This is a genomic window from Epilithonimonas xixisoli (assembly GCF_004365655.1).
GTDB classification, from domain to species: domain Bacteria; phylum Bacteroidota; class Bacteroidia; order Flavobacteriales; family Weeksellaceae; genus Epilithonimonas; species Epilithonimonas xixisoli.
The window spans coordinates 351,050-372,680 of sequence record NZ_SOEO01000002.1; the positions used below are offsets into that span (position 1 = coordinate 351,050).

General features: G+C 35.2%; 26 protein-coding genes. 9 read left to right on the plus strand and 17 right to left on the minus strand.

All coding sequences use genetic code 11. The features are described 5' to 3' along the window. Positions 1-16 precede the first annotated feature (16 nt). The 14 genes from B0I22_RS08935 to B0I22_RS08995 all read right to left on the minus strand — a co-directional run bounded on the left by B0I22_RS08935 (position 17) and on the right by B0I22_RS08995 (position 12,972). Positions 17-1,261: an oligosaccharide flippase family protein gene (locus B0I22_RS08935; protein WP_166668208.1), complete on the minus strand. Its 1,245-nt coding sequence runs from the start codon at positions 1,259-1,261 to the stop codon at positions 17-19. Further along, positions 1,261-2,907 (minus strand): asparagine synthase-related protein, encoded by a 1,647-nt coding sequence (locus B0I22_RS08940; protein ID WP_133944317.1) that lies wholly within the window; start codon positions 2,905-2,907, stop codon positions 1,261-1,263. Before B0I22_RS08940 ends, B0I22_RS08935 begins: the two co-directional genes overlap by 1 nt. A 1-nt stretch (position 2,908) precedes the next feature. Then, a complete protein-coding gene (locus B0I22_RS08945) occupies positions 2,909-4,024 on the minus strand; it encodes a glycosyltransferase (protein WP_133944318.1) in 1,116 nt (371 codons plus the stop codon). 49 nt (positions 4,025-4,073) lie between these two features. Then, the gene (locus B0I22_RS08950; protein WP_133944319.1) at positions 4,074-4,562 is read right to left on the minus strand and encodes a hypothetical protein; all 489 of its coding nucleotides are present in this window, start codon (positions 4,560-4,562) and stop codon (positions 4,074-4,076) included. Between the two features lie 94 nt (positions 4,563-4,656). Then, positions 4,657-4,935, minus strand: a complete 279-nt coding sequence (locus B0I22_RS08955) for a virulence protein (RefSeq protein WP_133944320.1) — start codon at positions 4,933-4,935, stop codon at positions 4,657-4,659. Between the two features lie 6 nt (positions 4,936-4,941). Continuing rightward, positions 4,942-5,115 carry a hypothetical protein gene (locus B0I22_RS16140; protein WP_166668209.1) on the minus strand — a complete coding sequence of 58 codons (174 nt, stop codon included), beginning with the start codon at positions 5,113-5,115 and terminating at the stop codon, positions 4,942-4,944. 40 nt (positions 5,116-5,155) lie between these two features. Next, positions 5,156-5,935 carry a (Fe-S)-binding protein gene (locus B0I22_RS08960; RefSeq protein ID WP_133944321.1) on the minus strand — a complete coding sequence of 260 codons (780 nt, stop codon included), beginning with the start codon at positions 5,933-5,935 and terminating at the stop codon, positions 5,156-5,158. After that, positions 5,925-6,545, minus strand: a complete 621-nt coding sequence (locus tag B0I22_RS08965) for a hypothetical protein (protein ID WP_133944322.1) — start codon at positions 6,543-6,545, stop codon at positions 5,925-5,927. The genes B0I22_RS08960 and B0I22_RS08965 overlap by 11 nt, the downstream gene beginning before the upstream one ends. Positions 6,546-6,554: 9 nt before the next feature. Beyond that, complete coding sequence (locus tag B0I22_RS08970) at positions 6,555-7,871, minus strand: 4Fe-4S dicluster domain-containing protein (RefSeq protein ID WP_133944323.1); 1,317 nt, start codon at positions 7,869-7,871, stop codon at positions 6,555-6,557. A gap of 1 nt (position 7,872) precedes the next feature. Then, positions 7,873-8,826 (minus strand): MlaD family protein, encoded by a 954-nt coding sequence (locus B0I22_RS08975; RefSeq protein WP_133944324.1) that lies wholly within the window; start codon positions 8,824-8,826, stop codon positions 7,873-7,875. Positions 8,827-8,944: 118 nt separating this feature from the next. Beyond that, entirely contained in the window at positions 8,945-11,092 is a 2,148-nt protein-coding gene (locus B0I22_RS08980) for a peptidylprolyl isomerase (RefSeq protein WP_133944325.1), read from the minus strand. 128 nt (positions 11,093-11,220) lie between these two features. After that, positions 11,221-11,820, minus strand: coding sequence for a hypothetical protein (locus tag B0I22_RS08985; RefSeq protein ID WP_133944326.1), 600 nt, complete (start codon positions 11,818-11,820; stop codon positions 11,221-11,223). A 14-nt stretch (positions 11,821-11,834) separates the two neighbouring features. After that, positions 11,835-12,401, minus strand: coding sequence for a hypothetical protein (locus B0I22_RS08990; protein ID WP_133944327.1), 567 nt, complete (start codon positions 12,399-12,401; stop codon positions 11,835-11,837). 13 nt (positions 12,402-12,414) lie between these two features. Continuing rightward, complete coding sequence (locus B0I22_RS08995; protein ID WP_133944328.1) at positions 12,415-12,972, minus strand: RNA polymerase sigma factor; 558 nt, start codon at positions 12,970-12,972, stop codon at positions 12,415-12,417. A gap of 141 nt (positions 12,973-13,113) precedes the next feature. On the opposite strand from B0I22_RS08995, the gene B0I22_RS09000 reads away from it, so the two are divergent. The 5 genes from B0I22_RS09000 (at position 13,114) to B0I22_RS09020 (ending at position 17,435) form a co-directional block, all read left to right on the plus strand. Further along, on the plus strand, positions 13,114-13,863 hold the full coding sequence (locus B0I22_RS09000; protein WP_133944329.1) for a Rossmann-like and DUF2520 domain-containing protein: 750 nt from the start codon (positions 13,114-13,116) through the stop codon (positions 13,861-13,863). 65 nt (positions 13,864-13,928) lie between these two features. Beyond that, positions 13,929-14,831: a GLPGLI family protein gene (locus tag B0I22_RS09005; protein WP_133944330.1), complete on the plus strand. Its 903-nt coding sequence runs from the start codon at positions 13,929-13,931 to the stop codon at positions 14,829-14,831. 101 nt (positions 14,832-14,932) lie between these two features. Next, positions 14,933-15,187, plus strand: coding sequence for a FeoA family protein (locus B0I22_RS09010; RefSeq protein ID WP_133944331.1), 255 nt, complete (start codon positions 14,933-14,935; stop codon positions 15,185-15,187). Beyond that, on the plus strand, positions 15,187-17,223 hold the full coding sequence (feoB, locus tag B0I22_RS09015) for a ferrous iron transport protein B (RefSeq protein WP_133944332.1): 2,037 nt from the start codon (positions 15,187-15,189) through the stop codon (positions 17,221-17,223). The genes B0I22_RS09010 and feoB overlap by 1 nt, the downstream gene beginning before the upstream one ends. Positions 17,224-17,291: 68 nt before the next feature. Further along, positions 17,292-17,435, plus strand: coding sequence for a FeoB-associated Cys-rich membrane protein (locus B0I22_RS09020; protein WP_133944333.1), 144 nt, complete (start codon positions 17,292-17,294; stop codon positions 17,433-17,435). A gap of 3 nt (positions 17,436-17,438) precedes the next feature. On the opposite strand, the gene B0I22_RS09025 is transcribed toward B0I22_RS09020, so the two are convergent. Together B0I22_RS09025 and B0I22_RS09030 are read right to left on the minus strand one after the other, a co-directional pair. Then, the gene (locus B0I22_RS09025) at positions 17,439-17,729 is read right to left on the minus strand and encodes a type II toxin-antitoxin system RelE/ParE family toxin (RefSeq protein ID WP_133944334.1); all 291 of its coding nucleotides are present in this window, start codon (positions 17,727-17,729) and stop codon (positions 17,439-17,441) included. Further along, a complete protein-coding gene (locus B0I22_RS09030; protein WP_133944335.1) occupies positions 17,717-17,941 on the minus strand; it encodes a hypothetical protein in 225 nt (74 codons plus the stop codon). Before B0I22_RS09030 ends, B0I22_RS09025 begins: the two co-directional genes overlap by 13 nt. A gap of 78 nt (positions 17,942-18,019) precedes the next feature. Between B0I22_RS09030 and B0I22_RS09035 the strand changes: the two genes are divergently transcribed. The 4 genes from B0I22_RS09035 to B0I22_RS09050 all read left to right on the plus strand — a co-directional run bounded on the left by B0I22_RS09035 (position 18,020) and on the right by B0I22_RS09050 (position 21,018). Then, positions 18,020-19,021, plus strand: coding sequence for a DUF4421 family protein (locus B0I22_RS09035; RefSeq protein WP_133944336.1), 1,002 nt, complete (start codon positions 18,020-18,022; stop codon positions 19,019-19,021). 70 nt (positions 19,022-19,091) lie between these two features. Further along, the gene (gene glmM / locus B0I22_RS09040) at positions 19,092-20,474 is read left to right on the plus strand and encodes a phosphoglucosamine mutase (protein ID WP_133944337.1); all 1,383 of its coding nucleotides are present in this window, start codon (positions 19,092-19,094) and stop codon (positions 20,472-20,474) included. A gap of 35 nt (positions 20,475-20,509) precedes the next feature. Beyond that, positions 20,510-20,734, plus strand: coding sequence for a hypothetical protein (locus tag B0I22_RS09045; protein ID WP_133944338.1), 225 nt, complete (start codon positions 20,510-20,512; stop codon positions 20,732-20,734). Next, the gene (locus tag B0I22_RS09050) at positions 20,731-21,018 is read left to right on the plus strand and encodes a type II toxin-antitoxin system RelE/ParE family toxin (protein ID WP_133944339.1); all 288 of its coding nucleotides are present in this window, start codon (positions 20,731-20,733) and stop codon (positions 21,016-21,018) included. The genes B0I22_RS09045 and B0I22_RS09050 overlap by 4 nt, the downstream gene beginning before the upstream one ends. Positions 21,019-21,058: 40 nt before the next feature. Here B0I22_RS09050 and B0I22_RS09055 read toward each other — a convergent pair whose 3' ends face one another. Continuing rightward, a complete protein-coding gene (locus B0I22_RS09055) occupies positions 21,059-21,625 on the minus strand; it encodes a YdcF family protein (protein WP_133944340.1) in 567 nt (188 codons plus the stop codon). Positions 21,626-21,631 lie beyond the last annotated feature (6 nt).

Below are 21,631 nucleotides of genomic sequence, written 5' to 3' on the forward strand. Positions count from 1 at the left end.
AAAGATAAAAATTCTTTCACGACAATTTTCTGTAATGAGACAAGAATCCGCTCATTAACAATAAACCTGTGATGAATAAAGTGACTGATTGGGAAATCGCCATTCCTTCTATCCCAAATTTCGGAACTAGGAAAATGGACAAAGCAACTAAAACGACCAAAGCTATTGCAGAAATAATGGTATTGTACTCCATTTTCCCAACAGCCGACAATAGATTTCCGTAGAGATTTCTCATCAACATATTGAGAAGAAATGCACTGGTTAAAATTAAAAATGATGTTTCGATTCCCTGATATTTTTCACCAAAAAATAATTTCACAATAAAGTCATCAAGCAAAAACATTGCGAAGAAAATGCTTATGCAAAGCGGAATGAAAATCTTGTAATAATTTGAAATATAGTACTTTATAAAATTTTTATTTTGATGATTTCTAGCCAGTTCTGGGAAATCGCTTTGCATAAAAGTCATTGCGATGAAGGTCAAATTGGCTGGAATCAAAATAGCGGTTTTGTAATTGGCAACTGCAGATTCATTCATCAAAAATCCCATTAAAATAATATCAAGTGAGAATAATGCATCGCCCAAAACTGCAGTCCCCGCAGTAAAAAGCCCATATTTCCAGATTTCTTTTTTTGAAAGTTTGAGTTCAATTTTTTCTGATAGATTGATGCTTTTAAACCAAAACAAAGCGAAGAACGGCATCAACGTCATCGCAATCAAATATCCTATAATTCCGAAGAAATATGTTAGAATCAAAATCAAAACTAAGCCCGAAATATTGACAACATTATTCAGTCTTGCAAACTCTTTATTTCTTCTTGTAATCCGCAATTGCGACTGAATGTGATTGTAAAAAAAAACACCAATCAGCCTTACAGCAAAAGCAATGAAAAGAAAGATTATCTTCTCAAATCGATCCAAATAAAAAAATGAGCACAGCAAAAAAATGAAACTAAGCAAGATCTGATAATAAAAACCCTGCTTCAAAAGATAGGCAGAAACTGCGTTTCTTTCCTTCGAATTTTTCGCAATCGAACCATATCTTAACAAAATCTGCTGACTTCCAAATCCGCTAAACGCCAGAAATACAGCCGACAAAGACGCGACAATGCTTATCAATCCAAAATCATTTTCGGACAACAATCTGATGATAATAAGCGACCCGATGAATCCACAAATCTTCGCCACAAGCAAAGATCCAAAGACAAAATGACCTTTGTTTTTTAGAAAATTTCTTAGAAAATCCGAGAGGCTTCCCACTATTTGAAAAATAATTTAAAAATAGCTAAAATATTGATGCCCTGACTTTTCTGATAGAAATCTTTTTGTGCGAAGAGAAATTCCACATCTTGTTTCAACTCCGGATGATTTTCCAAACGCCAAATATTTTCTTTGAAATAAGTTTGATAATAATCCTGAATATCCTGCGAATTGTAATAATAAAACTCATACGGATACATACTTGTTTTCTCGGTCTGCTTCGTTATCTTGGCGTTCCACAGCTTCGAGAATCGCTTTTTCACCTTTGGGCCAAACGTGCTTTTCCATTGTGCATTCGGTTTCATTCCTGTTTTTTCCCAGATGTAATCGCTGGCATTTGGTGTGTATTTATTCAACCATTCCAAGTAGAGTTTTTGATTGATCTTCCATTTTTCCGGAAGACTTATGGCAAATTCCAACATTGTTTTCGACATAAATGGCGACGTTTGATACGCATATTGCTCAATCACTTGCGCGCCCAAAACCGTCCTGTTGTAAGCCACATTTCTGAGGTAAAATAATTCTTCGGACTCGTACTGATTCAGCACTTTTTCAAAATCTGATTTTACTTTTGGAAGAAATTTTGGATTGACGACAATTTTGAATTCGCCTGGTTTTCTACGATAAGGAACTGTATTAAAACCGCCTAAAATCCCATCGCCAATGGAACCGCTATGAACAATTTTAAAGTCCGTGTTTTTCAGATTTTCAAATGCATATTGGATATGAATTCCGCCTGTGAAAAGTCCACAACCTTCGGATAATTCTGTGAGTTTGTCGATATATTTCAAGTAACTTCCGCCATCCAAAGATTGGAAAGTGTAGGGAATTTTATAATCATTTGCTATTTGCCTAGAAATAGTTTCGTCCAAATATCCGGATTGGGAAAAACAAAACGCTTCATCTGGTTTTTCACCCAATTTATCGGCGTAAAGCATCGCGATTCTACTGTCTAGACCGCCACTTAGCAAAGAGAAACACCTGGAATTCAGTTCATTATCTTTCTGATATTCCAAAGCTATATTTTCAGAAAAAATAGCATCCAGATCCTGAATTGCTTTTTCTTTAGAATCTTTGTAATAAGCGATATTTTCTAAATCAAAATACTTTTTCTCAATAATATTTTGGGTTTTCAAATCGATTTCGATGTAATGTCCATCGAGGATTTTAAAAATATTTTCAATCGGCGTTTCGTTTTCCAGCATATTTCCAAACGTCAATAATTTGTAGAGATTATCGATATTTGGAGTTACAAAAATATTGTTTTTTTTCAACGATTCAGCTAATCGCACCAAATGAGAATCAATGAAAATCTGTCCGTTTTGCTTCGTGTAAAAAACACGTTGTGTGGAAGTTGTATTGGTGAAAACTAAAACTTTCTTGTTTAATTTATCCCAAACAAAACCTCGAAATTCGCCATCCAATTCTTTGATGGAATTAATATTTTTATTCTGGTAAAGACTTAAGAAAAAATCAGTAAAATCTGAATAGGAAGAATTTTGCAGAAGTTGTTTTTTATTAAGAATAATGCCTTCGATAGCGACTTCAACATCATCATTTTTGAAAACAAAAGAATCGTAATCGTTTTCAAAAAAAAGATTATTGTCAATTTTATTTTCAGAAATATGAATATTGAAACCCTTCATTTTAGTTCAATATTTTTTCATAAACTGCTGTAAACTGCTCTGCGATTGCCTTCTTGGAAAACGTTTTTTCTGCGTAATCTGCGATTTCAGTTTTGTTCGTGATTTCTTTTTCGTTCAGCAATTTTCTCATTGCATTTTCGAGAAGAATTTCATTAGGTTCATCAACCAAAATCCCAAAATCACTTGGGAAAAATTCGGAGATTCCGCCAACATTTGTAGAAATCACTTTGATTCCCGATGCGAAAGATTCTGCTATCACACACGGTTGATTTTCGTCATTACTAAACAAAATGAAGCAATCGGAAGTCTTCAATTTTTCAGAAACTTCGGGTGAAGTCAAAGTGTCAAAAACTTCGATTTGGTTTTCGAAACCTTCTTTTTTTACGATTTCTCGCAATGTTTTGGTTTCACCGTCACCACCGATTTTTAGTTTTAATTGATAACCTTCTTTCAGTAATTTGATAGCGACATTCAGTATTTTATCCGCGTTTTTCCTTGGAATCAAATTCGAAATATGAACGAAGGTAAAAACTTCTGATTGAGAATGATTTGGCTCAAAAAGTTGCGTATCTACAACATTTGGAATCACTTTCATTGGTTTTTTGATTCCCAGATTTTCCAAACTAACTTTCAAATCGTTGCTCACAGGCAAAAGCGCAGACGCACGATTTCCTATATAATTCGCAATAAATTTAATTGCAGATGAAGTCTGATGTTGGTTGATTTTTCTAAGCGCAGTCCAATGTTCCGTTACCACAAACGGAATCCCATATTTACTTTTCAGATAAACGGCGAAAAGCATATTGTTGTGAAGAACGTTGGCGTGCACCAAATCTGGTTTTTGCAGTTTGGCAAATCCCATTTTGTAGGCTTTCATTCTTCTGACGAAATTCTGAATTGGGTTCTTAGAATTTTTATAATAAATAATCAAAGTTCTGATGCCATTGATTACTTTATCATCAAAAATATAAGTTTCTTTTTGGTCAAAATCTCCGATGGTGTGAAGGATTTCCACATCTTGCAAAGTCGCAACCGCTTCTGCGTGGCGTTGCACGAAGTTGCCATTTGTAGGCTCTAATTTGTTTGGAAACCAAGAAGAAAGGAAAAGTATTTTCAAAGTGTGATTTTGAAATGATTTGAAATTGAATCTTGAATTAATGAAAAAATTAAGAAATCGATGAAGCCCAACTCCTGTTGAAAGGCTGTAAAAAATGACTCAAGAAATCAAGATATGTATTCTTGGAAAAATCAAAAACCTCGATGTCTTTTGACAACTCGCCACTTCTGATCTTGTTTTTAAAATCAATGAGTTTTAAAGTTTTGACCTCACCATTTTCGATGAAACTGGCTTTCATTCTGTCAAATAAGCCTAGCTCAAATTCAGAATCCAATTCTCTCATCACTTTGCCCAATGCATCTATGCTACAGCCGGAAGCCACTTCTTTTTCCTCATCTACACAAATAATGATGAATTGATTTTTTTCGATCTTGAAAGAAGAAGACAACTCTTTTCCGTGAGCGGCCCAATCGCCTAAAAAATCGTATAATTTCTCAGCAATAGTTTTGCTTTCCTTAGCCGTGAATGGGCGTGAAGCGGGATATATAATCACTCGGTAATCGTTCGTTTCGACAATATTGGATTCCTCGATTTGCATATTCTGATTTTAAAAATATAAAATTACGGATTTTTATCCAATTCTGTAAAAAGGAAAAACCCAGAGTTGATCTGGGTTTTGTATAATTTAAATTTTATTCTTTCATAAACTCTGTAAAATCTGACCAATCTTCAACCTTGAAAGTTCTGATATCTCTTACCGACTTCTGAAACCAATCAATACTTTTCAAAGCATTCATCGCACGGAATAGATTGGTTAAATCATTTTTGTTAGAAAGGTAAACGCTTCCTTGTGTGTTGTAAAACTCAAACTTTCTTAAGACTTTACTTATTTCATAATAGGCATTGTTATATGGATCTCCAAAATTTTCTTTCAAATCACCAATTACCATATCAAAACTAATTGCGTACATAATTGACTAGATTGGTTTGAAGAATTTCTCTTCTCCAAAAAAAATTCTTCCCAAAGCGTCTTTTATAGCAATCACAATTCCTTTGAAAGGATTTTTTTCAATATCAATCACCGTTCCTTCAATCCAAGAATCTAGTCCTGTAAATTTAGGATCTACTTTGGCTTTATCTCCTATTTTCATTTTCTAAATTTTTAATAAAGTTAAATAATTTTGGTATTGATTACAAATCTTCTGCTTCCGCCAAAAGCTCCACAATATCTTTGACTTCTACTTCTGTATTTTTATTGAAATGCTTAACGCCGTCCGTCATCATCGTGTTGCAAAATGGGCAACCCGTCGCAATGATTTTAGGCTCGAATGAAAGCGCTTCTTCCGTTCTTTCAACATTGATGTCTTTGTTTCCTTTTTCAGGTTCTTTGAACATCTGTGCTCCACCAGCACCGCAACATAATCCGTTGATTTTACAACGTTTCATTTCTACCAATTCGGCATCCAATTTTTCGAGAAGCATTCTTGGCGCTTCATATTCGTCATTGGCTCTTCCGAGATAACAAGGATCGTGGAAGGTAATTTTTTTCCCTTTGAAAGTTCCGCCTTCGATTTTTAATCTGCCTTCATTCATCAAATCTTTCAGAAATTGCGTGTGGTGCAAAACCTGATAATTTCCGCCTAAACTTGGATATTCGTTTTTCAAAGTATTGAAGCAATGCGGACAAGCTGTCACGATTTTTTTGACTTCGTAAGCGTTCAGAACTTCGATGTTGGTCAAAGCCATCATTTGGAAAACAAACTCGTTTCCGGCGCGTTTTGCTGGATCGCCTGTGCAAGATTCTTCTTGACCGAGAACGGCAAACTCCACTCCGATTTTATTTAAAATTTTGCAGAATGCCTTGGTTATTTTTTTCGCACGGTCATCGAAACTTCCAGCACAACCCACCCAGAAGAGAACTTCCGGAGATTTGCCTTCCATTGCGTATTCCGCCATAGTTTTAATTTGCATTTTCCTTATTTTTAATTAAAAAATCAGCATAGTAGCTTTTCGCCTTTTTCATTATTTCTACAGGAACTACCGAGACGTACAAAGGATTTGTCTCATCGTAGTTTAAATATTTCCATTGGTTTTTGGTAGAAGCATCATTCATCGCAATCATCATACTTTGCTTGCTCATTTCCAAAGAGTTTTCATTCAGAAATTTCGTTTTCATTCCTTGGACTTCCATCATATTCACCATCATTTCCTTTTGAGAATCATCAAATTTCTGATTCTTAAAAGTCATTTTCATTTTCATAGGATGCGTCACAAATGCGTACTTTGTATCTTTAGTTTTCATTACTTCTGATACTTCAAATGTCAATTTATCTGTATCAATGATTTCCATTTGAAATTCCTCATTGTCTTCCAGCATTTTTTGAAAAAGGCCTTTCAAAGTTTCTTTATCAAATTTCTCAAAAATAGCAGGATGTGTCATGTCCAAAATCCCATCATAATCCTTATTTTGAAACTTGGTCATAAACTGACTCGTGTCTTCTTTTATGATGGATTGATCCGACTTTTGTGACCACAACGTAGCAAAGGAAAATATTAGAAAAACAAATAGTATCTTTTTCATGATTCAAATTTAATCATTAGCCCAATTCAAACGATCTGCCTGATTGTACTGCCAAGGTGCGGCATTGTTCTCTACATTCGTCATCATCAAATTTAATTCTTGTGGCGCCGCAGATTGTTCCATTACCAAAAATCTTCTCATTTCAAATATAATTGATAAAGGGTCAATCAGAACAGGACAAGCTTCTACGCAAGCGTTGCAAGTCGTACAAGCCCAAAGTTCTTCTTTGGTAATATAATCGTTTAGAAGTTTTTTGCCATCGTCCACAAATTTTCCTCCGTTTTTGTTGATATTTTTTCCAACTTCTTCCAATCGATCTCTAGTTTTCATCATAATCAACCTTGGGGAAAGTTTCTTACCTGTGATATTAGCTGGACAAACGGAAGTACAACGTCCACATTCTGTGCAAGAATAGGCACTCATCAACTGATGCTGATCCAAATCAAAAATATCTTCTGCTCCAAATTTCGATGGAACTTCTGTCGCTCCTTCAGCCGGTGCAGCGTAAGGATCAGCGTTTGGATCCATCATTAATTTGATTTCTGTAGTGACAGAATCCAGATTGTTGAATTTTCCTTTTTTCTCAAGATTGGCAAACCAAGTGTTTGGGAATGCTAAAATGATATGAAGATGTTTTGAGTAATACAAGTAATTCATAAAGAACAAAATCCCCACAAAGTGAAACCACCAAGCGGATTTTTCGATGATATGAAGTGTGTCTAAACTGAAATTCTGGAAGAATGGAAATAAGTGCTGCGAGATTGGAAAATTGCTTCCGAATCGATTTGCATCGGCATAATAATCTGCTCCGTTCATTGTGAAGAAAGCAACCATTAAAGCAAATTCAATAATCAGAATCCAGTTTGCATCGTTCTTTGGCCATCCGAAAAGTTCTTTCATCGTCAATCTTTTCACACCGTAGAAATTTCTTCTGATGAAAAATACGACAACTGCAAATACTACCAATAATGCTAATATTTCTAAAAATGCTGTGAAAAACGCATAAAATGAAACACCCAAAATACTTTGAAGAAACCGATGCGTTCCAAAGATTCCATCAATAATAATTTCTAATAATTCTATATTGATAATGACAAATCCAACATAAACGAAAATATGCAAAATCCCTGCAATCGGGCGTTTCACCATTTTGCTCTGTCCAAGGGCAACTCTGGTCATAATTGCCCATCGTTCGGCCTTTCTGTCGGTTCTGTTGATTTCGCGGCCTAATTGGATATTGCGATATAATTCTTTCAGACTTTTAGCGAATAAACCAAAGCCTGCTACTAGAAGAATTAAAAAAATTACATTGTCAATATATTGCATATTATTTTTTATCTGCGTTTTTACCAAAAACTGAGAAATTCACATATCTCTTCGGGTTGGTTTTAAAATCTTCTACCAACTGGTTGAGGCTGTTTGAAGTCTTCGTTAGATTATTGTAAAGCTCTTCATCTTTCGCCAATTTACCAAGCGAACCTTCGCCGTTTTGTATGCCAGAAATAACGTTGTTGAGTTTGTTGGCTGTTTGGTTGAATTGTTCGATGGTTCCATTTAGTTTATCAATATCCACTCTTTCTGCTACAGAGCCGTATTTGTCCAGAGTTTTATTGGCAGTCAGCATTGCAACATTGGCGTTGGCAACTACTTCGTGCAGACCTTTTTCGTTACTGCTTAAGATAGCATTAGTTCTGTCTGATGTTCCTTTGAAAGACTCAATCGTTTTGTTAAGATTTGAAAGAAGCAATTTGATTTCTCTTCGGTTTTGCTCATCTACAATTTTGTTGGTGCTTGCCAATGTAGAATCTAATTTTAATAAAACGCCTGATAACTGATCCTTCACTGGTTTTACCTGAGATGACAAAGAATTGAGCATTGAAAGTTGATAATTACCTTTGAGTGTATCTCCATCTTTCGCAGTTCCTCCACCATAAGCAAGATTGATTCTCAGTTCTTTTCCAGACATCAATCCTGGCTCGAAAATCTCGACAGTTGATTGTTTGGCAAATTCAAAATTATCATCAATGGTCAATTTTACGACAAAGTGCAATTTGCCATCTTTGGTTGTTATTGGTTTGATCTCATCCACTTGTCCTACTTTCAAACCGTTTATAGATACAGGATTGGAAGCAGAAAGACCTTCTACGTTATCATATTTTGCATAGAAAACATTATCGGTTGTAAAGAGATTTTTCCCCTTCATAAACTGATACAATATGACAAAACTAATAATGGCAAGAATAGCTATCAATCCTGTTTTTAATTCTTTACTTAAATTCACGTTTTTTTGGTTTTAACTAATTAGCAAATATATGAATATTGGATTTATAATGGATATAAATAAAAAACAACAAAAGCGACAATTATGCCGCTTTTGTTTATTCTGATATAATTTGAAATTATTGTTGAGCTGTTTTGTCCCAAACATCAATTCTGAAATCTTTGATGTCTGCATTATCCTGCAAACTCTTCATAAAGGCTCCTGTAAACTGCTGAGAGTTTTGCTGCGTGATAGATTCTGAAATCTGTTTCACATCGCCTGGCAACTTGTTGGTTTTCACAGATTTTTTCACCACAAGGTAAACACCTGTCATTCCCTCGATTGGCTGAGACAATTTGTTAGCTGCTGCTCCAAATGCCGCACCTGCAACTCTTGGCTCCATTGCACCGTTTACAGACGGATTGAAAAGATTAACATCTGCATTTCCTTTTGTAGTTCCAAATGCTTTCGCAGCTTGATCTAAGGAAGCATATTTACCTGCATTGATTTTTTCTAAGATTTTCTTAGCCAAAACTTTATTTTTCACGATTGGCTCAATCTGATCTCTCACAGTTTCTGGATCTGCAAGACCTTCATCTTGTTTTCCTACAACATAAGCTACAATTCTATCGCCTGTTCCCTCCACGGTGAAAATATCTGTATCACCAATTTCTCTCTTTTTATCAAATGCCCAAGCAATCACTTCTGCATCTTTGTCTGTTCCAATTCCTGGAAGATTTCCTTGGAATCTGCCTACAGTTTTAGGATTGTCAAATCTGTATTTATTCTTCTCAGCTAAGTTTTTGAACTGATTGAAACTTTTCCCTTGAGTCTGCTGAATGAATCTTGTTGCTTGAGTTAGAACTTGATTTTCAGTTTTGTCAGAAGCTTTGATGTTTTTTGCTAAGTGAGCAATTTTATACTTTATACTTTCTGGTCTTTCATCAACTTTGATGATGTGATAACCAAAATTGGTCTCAGCCAATCCAATATCGCCTTTTTTGTGAGCTGCTAGGAAACTTAAATATCCTGGAGCAAAAGAAGATTGAGGCGTAGTCCAACCCACACTTCCGTTTCTTTCTACAGCATTTGGCTCATCAGATTGTTTAAGATTTTCATTGAATTTTGCTGGATTAGATTTTACTTCAGCTAAAATTTTATCTGCTAAAGCTTTTGCTTCCTCTTTAGATCTTGTAGCCTGTGATCTTTCAGCGCCTTTATAAGCAATCAAAATATGGCTTGAACTCACAGAATCTGAAGGCTTCATTTGTCTGTCCAATAATTTTGAAACTACGTAAAGCGTTTGCTCTTTATATGGTCCAAAAGTCTGTCCGATAGTTGCTGTTGCAATTTTATCTTTCAATCCAGCTGGGATTTGATTTGGACTTACATACTGAGGAATGAAAGGAACATCAGAATTAAGCTCTACAAACATAGAGTCATTCGTCGTGTTTTGGAAATTTTCTGCGCCATTGGAAGCATCAGTTCCTTTAAGGTATAATTTGTTGATTTCTGCTAATGTTGCTGCATCATCCTGAGCACTTGGTGCAGCCGGGAAATATGCATAAGCAATGTTTCTGCTCGCTGTAGCTTTGAATCTTGTTGGATGTTTTTTGATGTAATCTGCAAGATCTTGAGTCGTAACTTTGACGTCATTCTTTTTTGAGAATTCCAAGTAATCAACTTTTACGAAATCGATGTTTGCCATCTCATCACGGAATTTAATCATCAATTCAGCTTCTTTTTTGCTGGTTGTGATTCCTGATGTTATGTTTCCAAAAAGCATTCTCGCCATCATTCTGTACTCGATCGCTTTTTTATTTTTCAACCAGAACGCATAATCTTCCGGTCTTTCAGCTTGTGATTTTTCTATTTGAGATTTAAGTTCATTCAGTTTGAAATTTCCTTTCTCATCATAGAATTGCTGATTCTGAGCAAACATAGGATCATACTGCAATTGGCTCCAGAAGATGTCATCTGTAATTGTAAGACCAGATTTTTCAAATTGTTGTTTGATTAACTTTGACTGTACCAAAATCTGCCAAGCCTGCTCCTCCAAACCTTTTATAGGCTGTCCTTGCTGCTGAGCCTGCTGTTGCATAATCATCAACTGATCATTGTACTCGTCTCTCGTGATATCCTCGCCATTCACTTTTCCAAAAACATTTGGGTTTTTCTCAAATATTTTATCAAAAGTATCTGCGTTAAAAAGAAATGCAAACAATCCCAAAGCTATTACACCTAAGAGAAGCCATGATCTTTTTCTAATTTCGCCTAAAATTGCCATTTTATAGTATGTATTTATAATAGTGTGCGAAAATACATAATTTTGAGAGAATAGGAAAATAATTTACAGACAATTGCAAATGTGACAGATAAAATAAAAAAAACCTCTAAAAAATAGAGGTTCTTGAGTTATTTGTCATTTTTTTTATCGAGCATTTTTTCGCGCATTTTCCCTTCTGTTTGGAATAGCGTGAGCACTTGTTGTGGCGATAGGATTTTCAGAAACTTTTCTGCGTAAGCTCTTCTGTTATTAAGAAGTTGCTGTCCCACATCAAAACTTTGATTCAGGCGTTTTGTAGCTTCTTCGTCAGAAAGGTTTTCCAGATTTTTGTCTATGTAAAATTTTTCTTTAATCTGTTTTTGATTGTTCTGATATTCCGCGTACAACGTTTTGAACTCATCTTGTCTGTCTTTTGGAATATCGAGATCATCTATCGCAATTTCCTGCTTCATCTTTTGCAAGAAAACAGTTCTGTCACTGACCGACATATTGTTTACAGCTTGCTTTTTCTCCTTCATATTCATAGATTTCCATTCAGAGGTTCTGGGAATATGAGTTTGTCTTTGCATCGTTCCAGCCGGTGCCAAGCCACTTGCCGAGCCTGATCTGAAAGAAGGATTTGAATTCGCATTTCTTCCCGCTGTATTACCCGAGCCTCTTTGCTGAGCCTCGACTGTGACAGCTGAAGATAGACCCGTAATCAAAACTATGAATAGTAATTTTTTCATCTCTCTGATTTTAATTAATTATAAAGATCAAGATATACGTCTTGCTCACTATTTTTGTCCAAATCTTTTAATTGATCTGGTGTGAACGCTGCTAAAACTTTTTCCACATCTAAGCTGGATTTGCTTTTAGATTCCACAGCGTAAGTTTGAGTATCTGCCATATTTCTATCAGCAGAAACTTTATTTTTAGAAGAAGCAACTGCTAAAGTTGACACTTTTGGTTTCAAAACTTCATTTTGTGTTTCCTCAACCGTATTATTTTCAGCCATTAGATTTGGTACATTTTCTTGGATTGGCTGATCTACTTTGTACACGCTGTCCACAATGACAGATTGTTTTGCCATAGAAACTTCCGGATCATTATTAAATCCTAAAAACGCCGTAATTCCTGCAATCAAAACAACTGCTGCGGCAGCCATCCATTTGAAATTCAAAGAGAAAACTTTAGCTTCTTTTTTCACAACCACTGGATTTTTTTCAATCGTTTGTGAAATGACATTCGCCTGCATCTGTTTGAAAAAATCCTCGGAAGGTTCCGGATACGGCGTTTTTCTGTTTAGTTTTTCTATATCGATTTGCATAACTTTTATTTTTTTAAAACTCTTGCGAGTAATTGTCCTTAATATAATTTTCTACTTTGTCTTTGGCGTAGTGATAATTTGTTTTCAAAGTTCCTACAGACATATCCAAAATCTTCGAAATTTCCTCGTAAGGCAAATCATCATAATACCTCATATTGAACACCAATTTCTGCTTCTCTGGCAATGTCTGAATTGCCTTTTGCAAAAAAACCTGAATCTCTTCCGCATCTTGTCCCGCATTGTCCGCCACCAGATTTTGCATATGATATTCTGCATCTTCATCGGTCTTTTTCATCCGGTTCATTTTATTTAGCGCTTGCAACGCTTCATTGGTCGCAATTCTATACAACCAAGTGTACAATTTGCTATCGCTTTTGAACTGATGAATATTCTGATACGCCTTGATAAATGTATCCTGCAAAACATCCTGAGCGCCATCGTGGTCGACAATCAACCTACGGATATGCCAATAGAGACGACTCTGATAAGCATCCATCATCGCACGCAAACCTTTCTCTACCGTTTGTGGTGCAGTCAGCAGGTTTACAATTTCCTCATCTTTGAGCTTCATTCAGATGTTTCGTAGTTTTGATTAAAAAATAAGACCAAAGTTAAATTATTTTTTCAATTTCTTTGGATAAAGCTAAATCTAAAATCGAGCCTCAAATATTATTAATCAAATCCAAATCATCAAATTCTTATCTTTGTTCCTATGAAGACAGTAATCATCGGCTCGGGAAATGTGGCCTATCATTTGGCAAAAGCTTTCACTCAGAATAATATTAAAGTTCATCAAATCTATGGACGAAACGAAATTGAACTTTCGAAGATTTCAAGCGAGTTTAATATTCCTTATTCTAATGAAAACTTAGATGAAGCGGAACTTTACATCATCGCTGTTTCGGATTCTGCGGTTGAAAATATTTCTGAATTAATTAAAAATGGAAATGCGCTCGTTGCTCACACTTCTGGTTCTCTTCCAAAAGAAATCCTGAAAGGCAATTACAGAAAAGCGAGTTTTTATCCTTTGCAGACTTTTTCAAAAACCAAAAATCTAGATTATTCCAAAATCCCTTTTTTTATTGAAGCTGACAATCAAATTGATGAAAAATCTTTGTTTGAATTGGCGTCAATTATTTCTGATAACGTGGAAGTTTCAGATTATAAAAAAAGAAAATACATCCATCTGACCGCCGTTTTCGCCTGCAACTTTGTGAATCATCTCTTCGCAAGAGCTAAGGAAATTTCGGATTCTCAGGATTTGGATTTCAATTATTTCCTTCCTTTGATTAATGAAACCGTTGAAAAAATCTATCACTTAGACCCAAAATCTGCGCAAACCGGACCAGCCGTGAGAGGCGACGAAAGAGTTTTGAAACTTCACGAAGAATTGATTAAAAATGAAGAACAACTCCATATTTATAAAACGCTGAATGAGTCGATTAAAAAAATGTATCAATAATATTGTAACATTTTGCAAAATCCCGCACTAATTATTCAGAAACAAAAAATTTAAAAAAATCAAATATGAAATCTCTCAAAAAATTACTCATTCTTCCAGTTTTGATGTTTGGAACAATGGTTTTTGCTCAAACCGCCTCCAATCGATTCTTCTACGAATTGACATTCAAACCGAAAAAAGATTCTGCGAAAATTGAAAAAGTGATGACGACGCTTGACATCACAAAAGACAAATCACTTTACAGAGATTTCACTTGGGTTGCTCAGGATTCTATTATGAAAGTTCAGGTGGAAGCAATGCAAAAATCTGGTATTTTCAAAGATATGTCCAAATCTATGACAATGCCAAAATTTGCTTACAAAGTTGAAAAAGTCTATCCCGATATGAAAGTAATTTTGGAAGAAGGACTTCAAAACGGGATGACGCCGATGAAATTGGGTTATGTTGACAACACAAAATTCAATTGGAATATCACATCCGAAAAAGTAAAAATCGGAACTTATAATACTCAAAAAGCGACAACGGAATTTGGAGGAAGAAAATGGAATGCTTGGTTTACATCAGACTTACCTTTCCAAGATGGACCTTATAAATTCAATGGTTTACCAGGCTTGATCGTTAAAATTGAAGATGACGGCGGGAATTATTCTTGGGAACTGAAAGGAAATAAGAAAGTTGACAATTTTGAAGAATTGTCTTACATCGAGAAAATCTCGCCTGGAGGAACTTCAAAGCGTGTGGAAGTTTCCAGAGACAAATTTGAAAGTACAATTGCAGACTTCAAAAAAGATCCTTTTGCTACAATCCGACCAATGTTGAAACCAGAAATGATGTCGCAAAAATTACCCGGAAGTGATGTAAGCATCGGAGAAATGGTGAAAAAACAGGAAAAAATGTTGAAGGATTTCTACGATGCGAATGACAATCCAATAGAATTGCCCGTTGTAAAAGAGAAGAAGAAAAAATAAAATCACAAACCGAGAAATTGCTTCTCGGTTTTTTTATGATTAATATCCTTATTTAGATTTATTTAAAACAAGCTATATTTGCAATTCTAAAAAGATGAATTTTGCAAAATAAACATCCCGATAAATTGTGTTGCTTTCCTAAAAATCAATTGGGCAAAATCACAGGTTATGACAATGATGACCTGCAGATGCCTACCAAAATACTGGAAATGGGACTTCTTCCGGAAACCTCATTTCAGGTTCTTTATCAGGCGCCATTTGGTGGCCCGCTTTACATAGAATATGGCTCGGAGAAAACAAGAGTCGCATTGCGGGAACAGGAAGCTAAATTCATCAAAGTAGAAGTTTTGGGATAATGCAGGATCAGAAAAATCAAAAACAGATATTATTAGTTGGAAACCCGAATGTCGGAAAATCCACGCTTTTCAATAGCCTTTGCAACAGAAAACAGAAAACAGGAAACTACGCTGGCGTTACCGTCGCAAGTCTTTCCGGAAATTATACTTATAAAAATGAAGAGGTAGAAATTACAGATTTACCTGGTTCATACAGCGTTTATCCAACGTCCGAAGATGAAGCTATTTTTTCCAGATATTTGATTCAGGAACAGGAAAATTACGTTGGCGTTTTGTACATCGCTGACGCGATTAATATGAAGCGAAGTTTGCTTTTGTTTCAGCAAATTCAGGATTTGGGAATTCCGATTTTGATGGTCGTGAACCAGATTGATGAAGCTGAAAAACGTGGCATTAAAATCAATACAGATGAGCTTTCGAAAAAACTCAATGTTGATATTCTAAGAACGAACGCGAAGGAACATTTGGGAATCGATGAAGTTCGTATAGCTATTTTTAATAATCAATTCAAAAAATCTTCGCAAAGCACTTTTGAAATTCCGATTGAACAAAAAGCTTTGGTTCAAAAGATTGCAGAAAATACGAAAGACCACAATCTTTATAAAATCTGGACACTTCTCGCGGCCGACACTTATCTCGGAAAGATTGAAAGAATCAACGAAATCATCAGCCAAGAAGATGCGAAATGCAACGTTCCGAAAAGACTTCAAATCCAAGAAACAGTTCGACGTTATCAAAATATCGACAAAATAATTTCTGAAACGACAGAAAAAGCTCCCGAGAAAAAACAATTGTTGACAGAGAAACTCGACCGGATTTTGGTTCATCCAATTTGGGGTTATTTGGTTTTCCTTTTTATTTTATTAATTATATTCCAAAGTGTTTTCTTTTTGGCAGAATATCCGATGAATTGGATAGAAGGCGCTTTCAGTTGGCTTTCTGATTTCTCTGGAGAAAATCTTCCTGAAGGTCCAATCAATTCATTAATCTCAAACGGAATTGTCCCAGGAATTGGAGGCATCGTCATATTTGCACCACAGATTGGGATTTTGCTATATTTTCTTTATCTATTGGAAGATTCTGGCTATATGGCAAGAGTTATCTTTCTAATGGACAGATTCTTAAGACCTTTTGGACTCAATGGAAAAAGTATTGTCCCATTAGTCTCCGGAACGGCTTGTGCGATTCCGGCAATTATGTCCACGAGGAATATTGAAAACATCAAGGAAAGATTGATTACCATTCTCGTAACGCCTTTTATGACGTGTTCTGCGAGATTACCAGTTTACAGTATTATCATTGGGTTGATTATTTCTGACGAGAATTTTTATGGCATCAAATACAGAGCTTTGGCACTTTTGGCAATGTATCTTTTAGGTTTCGGAATGTCATTATTTTCTTCATTAATATTAAAATACGTTATCAAAACCAAAGTCAAAAGTTTCCTGGTAATGGATTTGCCGACTTACAAAATGCCTTTGTTCGGCTATGATTTCAAATTGGTTTTAGGTAAAGTTTGGGAATTCATCACTGGTGCGGGAAAAGTGATTTTTGCGGTCAGCATTATCTTATGGACTTTGAGTTATTTTGGACCTTCGGAACATAAAAATCAAACGATTGCTTCAGACGTCAAATTGGAACAATCTTATCTTGGGAAAATTGGTCGTTCTATGGAACCAGCGATTGCACCTTTGGGCTACGATTGGAAAATGGGAATCGGGATTTTAACAAGTTTTGCGGCACGAGAAGTTTTCGTAGGAACATTATCCACGCTATATAGTTTGGACGAGGAAGCGCCAGAAGGTCGATTGATAGAGAAAATGAGATTGGACGTTCATCCAAATGGTGAAAAGGTCTTCAGCTTTGCAACAGGCGTTTCGATTTTACTTTTTTATGCGTTTGCGATGCAATGTATTTCCACAATTGCGGTAGTTTACAAAGAAACCAGAAGTTTGAAATGGACTTTGATGCAAACTGTGTCGATGACAGTTTTGGCTTATCTTTCAGCGTTAATTGTTTATCAAATTTTGAAATAGATTAATTTTCTGAACAAGCTTTATCAAGGTTTCGAAACTTGACAAGGCTGAAAAAACATCATTTAAAAATGGAAACATCACTCATCTTTCAGTACGCAATCATCGGGATATTGGTTTTGACAGTGATTTACTTCAGCGTTAAAAAGTTCATCAAAACTTTCACCAAGAAGAAAAACGGGAAAGGTTGTGATTCGGATTGTGGGTGTTCTTAAGATTTAAATTGGCAAATCTTTTTTGTTTGCCCAAAAAGAGACGATTTCGATTGTTGTTTTCTGAATTCTGTAATGAATAGAAAAATTTTCCAAGACCAAAACTCGTCTTACATCTTCTTTTGCCCCGATAATTTTAGCTCCAATAAAAGGATTCTCTGCTAACAGTTTTTCTTTTCGCTCTACTTCATCAATGATTTTCAGAGAGTAAGAATTGGATTTGTTATGATTAATCCAATATTCCAAAGTTTCAAAATATAATTTTTCCGCTTCCGGAGTCCATTTTATTTCGAACATAATGCTCTGGCTTTTGCGTGAACATCAGAACTGCTAATTAATTTCTTTTCATTTGCTTCATCAATTCCTTTATTAATAGAATTCAATTCTGCCACAGAAACATTTACAATTTCTTCAGACACTTTCTCAAAAGAAAATTTCATTCTCTTCAAAAGTTTTTCTAAAAATTTTGATTCTTCTGGAGTTGTAGGATGAACGACGATTGTATCCATAAATGCTTTTTACAAAGTTATAAATAATTATTAGATACGAAAAAGTTCTTAATTTTAGCCTTAGAAAATCAATCCTGATTGAAACTTACTTTTACATTTTTACTTCTTAACTTCTGCATTTTTACATTTGCACAAAATGACAGCATCAATACTAAAGTCATTTCGTACGATGAGAAATTAATCCTTCGCCTGAACATTGACACAAACACGAACGAACTTGTCATTACTTCCAAAGAACTAGCTGTCACACCGAGGTTGGCGCTCAACAATCAAATCAATACGACATTTGGGATAGATTACAAATTCATCAGTGCGAGTATTTCCTTTTCGCCTAAATTTTTCCCTGGAAACAACAACGATTTGAAGGGAAAAAGCAGTTTTGCGAGTTATAACATCCGATTCTTTCCAAAGAATATCATCCAAACACTTTCTTATAAAAACAGCAAAGGTTATTATTTGAGAAACACACAGGATTACGTTCCTAACTGGCAAAAAAACAGAGACCCATATTTGACTTTTCCGAATTTGAGATTTCAGAGTTTCGGTGGTTCCACGTCTTACATCATTAATAAAGATTTTTCTCTTCAAGGAATTTATTACCAAAAAGAATGGCAGACGACAAGTAGCGGGAGTTTTGTTCCTGCATTCAATTATGAATATGTTTTGTTTTCCGATATTCAAGATGGAATAAAATCTCGTGAAAAACGTTTGGATTTGAGTCTCGACCTTGGCTATCATTACAATTATCTCGTCACAAAAAAAGTCAACATCGCGCCTTATTTGTATGGTGGATTGGGAAAAAAATGGAGTAATTATAAAAATGATGTCAATAAAAATGAGAAGGAAAAAGCCAATTACTTCACTCAAAACTTCGGCGCAGGAATACATTTGGGATATAATTCTGAGAAAATATTTTTCGGTTCTAAGTTCAATTATGCCGGTAATCATTACGAAGACAGTGGCTCGCACATTTATGAGAATGATTTCTACGTTCTCTTTTTCATTGGTTACAGACTGAATCCGCCAGCGAAAGTGAAAAAAATGTGTGATAAAATTCAAGAGAAAATACCTGTGTTGTAATCTTTGGTTAAATTTAAAATCACTTCTTTTTAATACATTTGCACTCAGAAAAAAACCTTAAAACTAAAAAATGTCATTAATAAAATCAATCTCCGGAATCCGAGGAACTATTGGCGGAAAAGTAAATGATAACTTGACTCCGCTGGACGTGGTGAAATTTGCTTCGGCATTCGGAACTTGGCTTCAGAACAATAAAAATAAAAAAGATTTAACGCTTGTCATCGGTCGTGATGCGAGGATTTCTGGTCAAATGGTTTCCTCTCTTGTTACATCGACTTTGCAAGGTTTGGGAATTAATGTGGTTGACTTAGGACTTTCCACCACACCAACTGTAGAAATTATGGTTCCTGAATTGAAAGCTGACGGCGGAATCATCCTAACCGCTTCTCACAATCCAAAACAATGGAACGCCTTGAAATTATTGAATGACAAAGGCGAATTCATCAGCGGAGAAAATGGTGCAGAAGTTTTGGCTTTGGCAGAAAATGAAGATTTCAATTATGCGGAAGTGGATGATTTGGGGAAATATGAAACCAGAGACGACGCTTTTGACATTCATATCAAACAAATTTTAGATTTGCCAACAGTTGATGTTGAGGCGATAAAAGCTAAGAAATTCAAAGTTGTACTTGACGCGGTAAACTCTACCGGCGGGATTTCCATTCCACCACTTTTGGAGAAATTGGGCGTTGAAGTTGTAAAATTGTATTGCGAACCAAACGGACAATTCCCTCACAACCCAGAACCTTTGAAAGAGCATCTTGGCGACATCTGCGAATTGGTCATCAAAGAAAAAGCGGATATGGGAATCGTGGTTGACCCAGATGTTGACAGACTGGCTTTGGTGGACGAAAAAGGCGAAATGTTTGGCGAAGAATATACTTTGGTTGCCGTTGCTGATTATCTTTTGAAAGATAAAAAAGGCGTGGCAATTTCGAATCTTTCTTCCAGCCGAGCATTAAGAGATGTTGCAAAAGGACTTGACTCAGAATATTTTGCAAGTGCTGTTGGCGAAGTGAATGTTGTGACATTAATGAAAGAAAAAAATGCCGTCATCGGTGGCGAAGGAAATGGTGGAATCATCTATCCAGAGCTTCATTACGGACGTGATTCTTTGGTGGGTGTTGCTTTATTTTTAACTCATTTAGCAAAAGAAAACAAAACTGTTTCTGAACTCAGAGCCACTTACCCAAGTTATTTTATGGGTAAAAAGAAAATCGAATTGACACCGGATATCGATGTTGATGCTTTACTAATAAAAGTTCAGGAAGAATATAAAAACGAAGAAATCTCAACCGTTGACGGTGTAAAAATAGATTTCCCAGAAAATTGGGTTCACCTCAGAAAATCTAACACAGAACCGATTATCAGGATTTATACTGAGGCATTTTCTCAGGAAGAAGCGGATAAATTGGGCGATGATATGATTGCGAAGATTAGAAGTTTGATATAAAATATTTTTATTAATTTTAATAAAAATTAGACAAGATGCTTACTCTCAATACAATTCTCGAAGAAATAAAAGATGTTCCCGTAAATAGGTTGGAAGAATTACACTTGTTTATCAAGACTTTGGTTTCAAAAAAAGAAGATTCTGATTGGTGGGATGAAATATCTGACACTGAGAAAGAATTAATAGAAGAAGGATTAAAAGATATTGAAGAAGGACGAATGATTTCACACGAGGATTTCTTGAAATCTTATGGTAGATGAGAAAAGTAGAATGGACAAACCGAGCAAATAAAGAATTTGACCACACATTCAATTATTGGATTAATCATAATAAATCTGATATTTATTCTCAAAAACTATTAGACGAAACTTTAAGAAAAGTAAATCTTATTGTAGAAAATCCAAAAATCGGCGCAGAAAATAAGAAGAATAAATTAAGACGTGTTTTGGTTTTAGATAATTTTTCTCTAACCTATAAATTTTCAAAAAATAACATTCAAATTGTTTCTTTTTTTGACAACAGAAGAAATCCAAAAGCATTATAAAAATCAAGGAAGCAAAATTTTGCTTCCTTTTTCATTTCAATTAAATCGCTTCCTTATAATAAGCCACAAACTCCCGAAAGATTGAGTAAAAATCTCTCAACTCAAAGTAATCCGGACTTGCGCTTTCGATATTCTCAAAACCTTTCTTTCTGAATAATTTCTTAGTCCTGGTCTGATGAAAATATTGAGAAACCGAAATCGCACTTTTGAAATTCAAACTGTCCATCATTCTTATCGAATTCTCAACCGTTTTCTCGGTATCATTTCCGAAGTTATCAACTAATATTTTTTCGGTCGGAATTTTATTATTAATTAAATACTCCTGCATTTCCTTCCCTTCCCAAAAGCCTTCTTTCCCCAAACCACCGCTAACAATGATTAATTTAACTCTCTTTTGATTAAATAATTCGATACTTTTATCAAGACGGGCTTTCAATCTTTCAGACAAAGTTCCGTCTTCATTCACTTTGTTTCCAAGAACGATTGCAACATCCGCATTGGCCTGTTTATCAGTTAATCCATCAATCGTAATGTAAATCGAATGGATTAAAAACCAAACAATTAGAATGACAAAAATCCATTTTATAAAAGTGAAAGCTCTTTTCATAAAAGA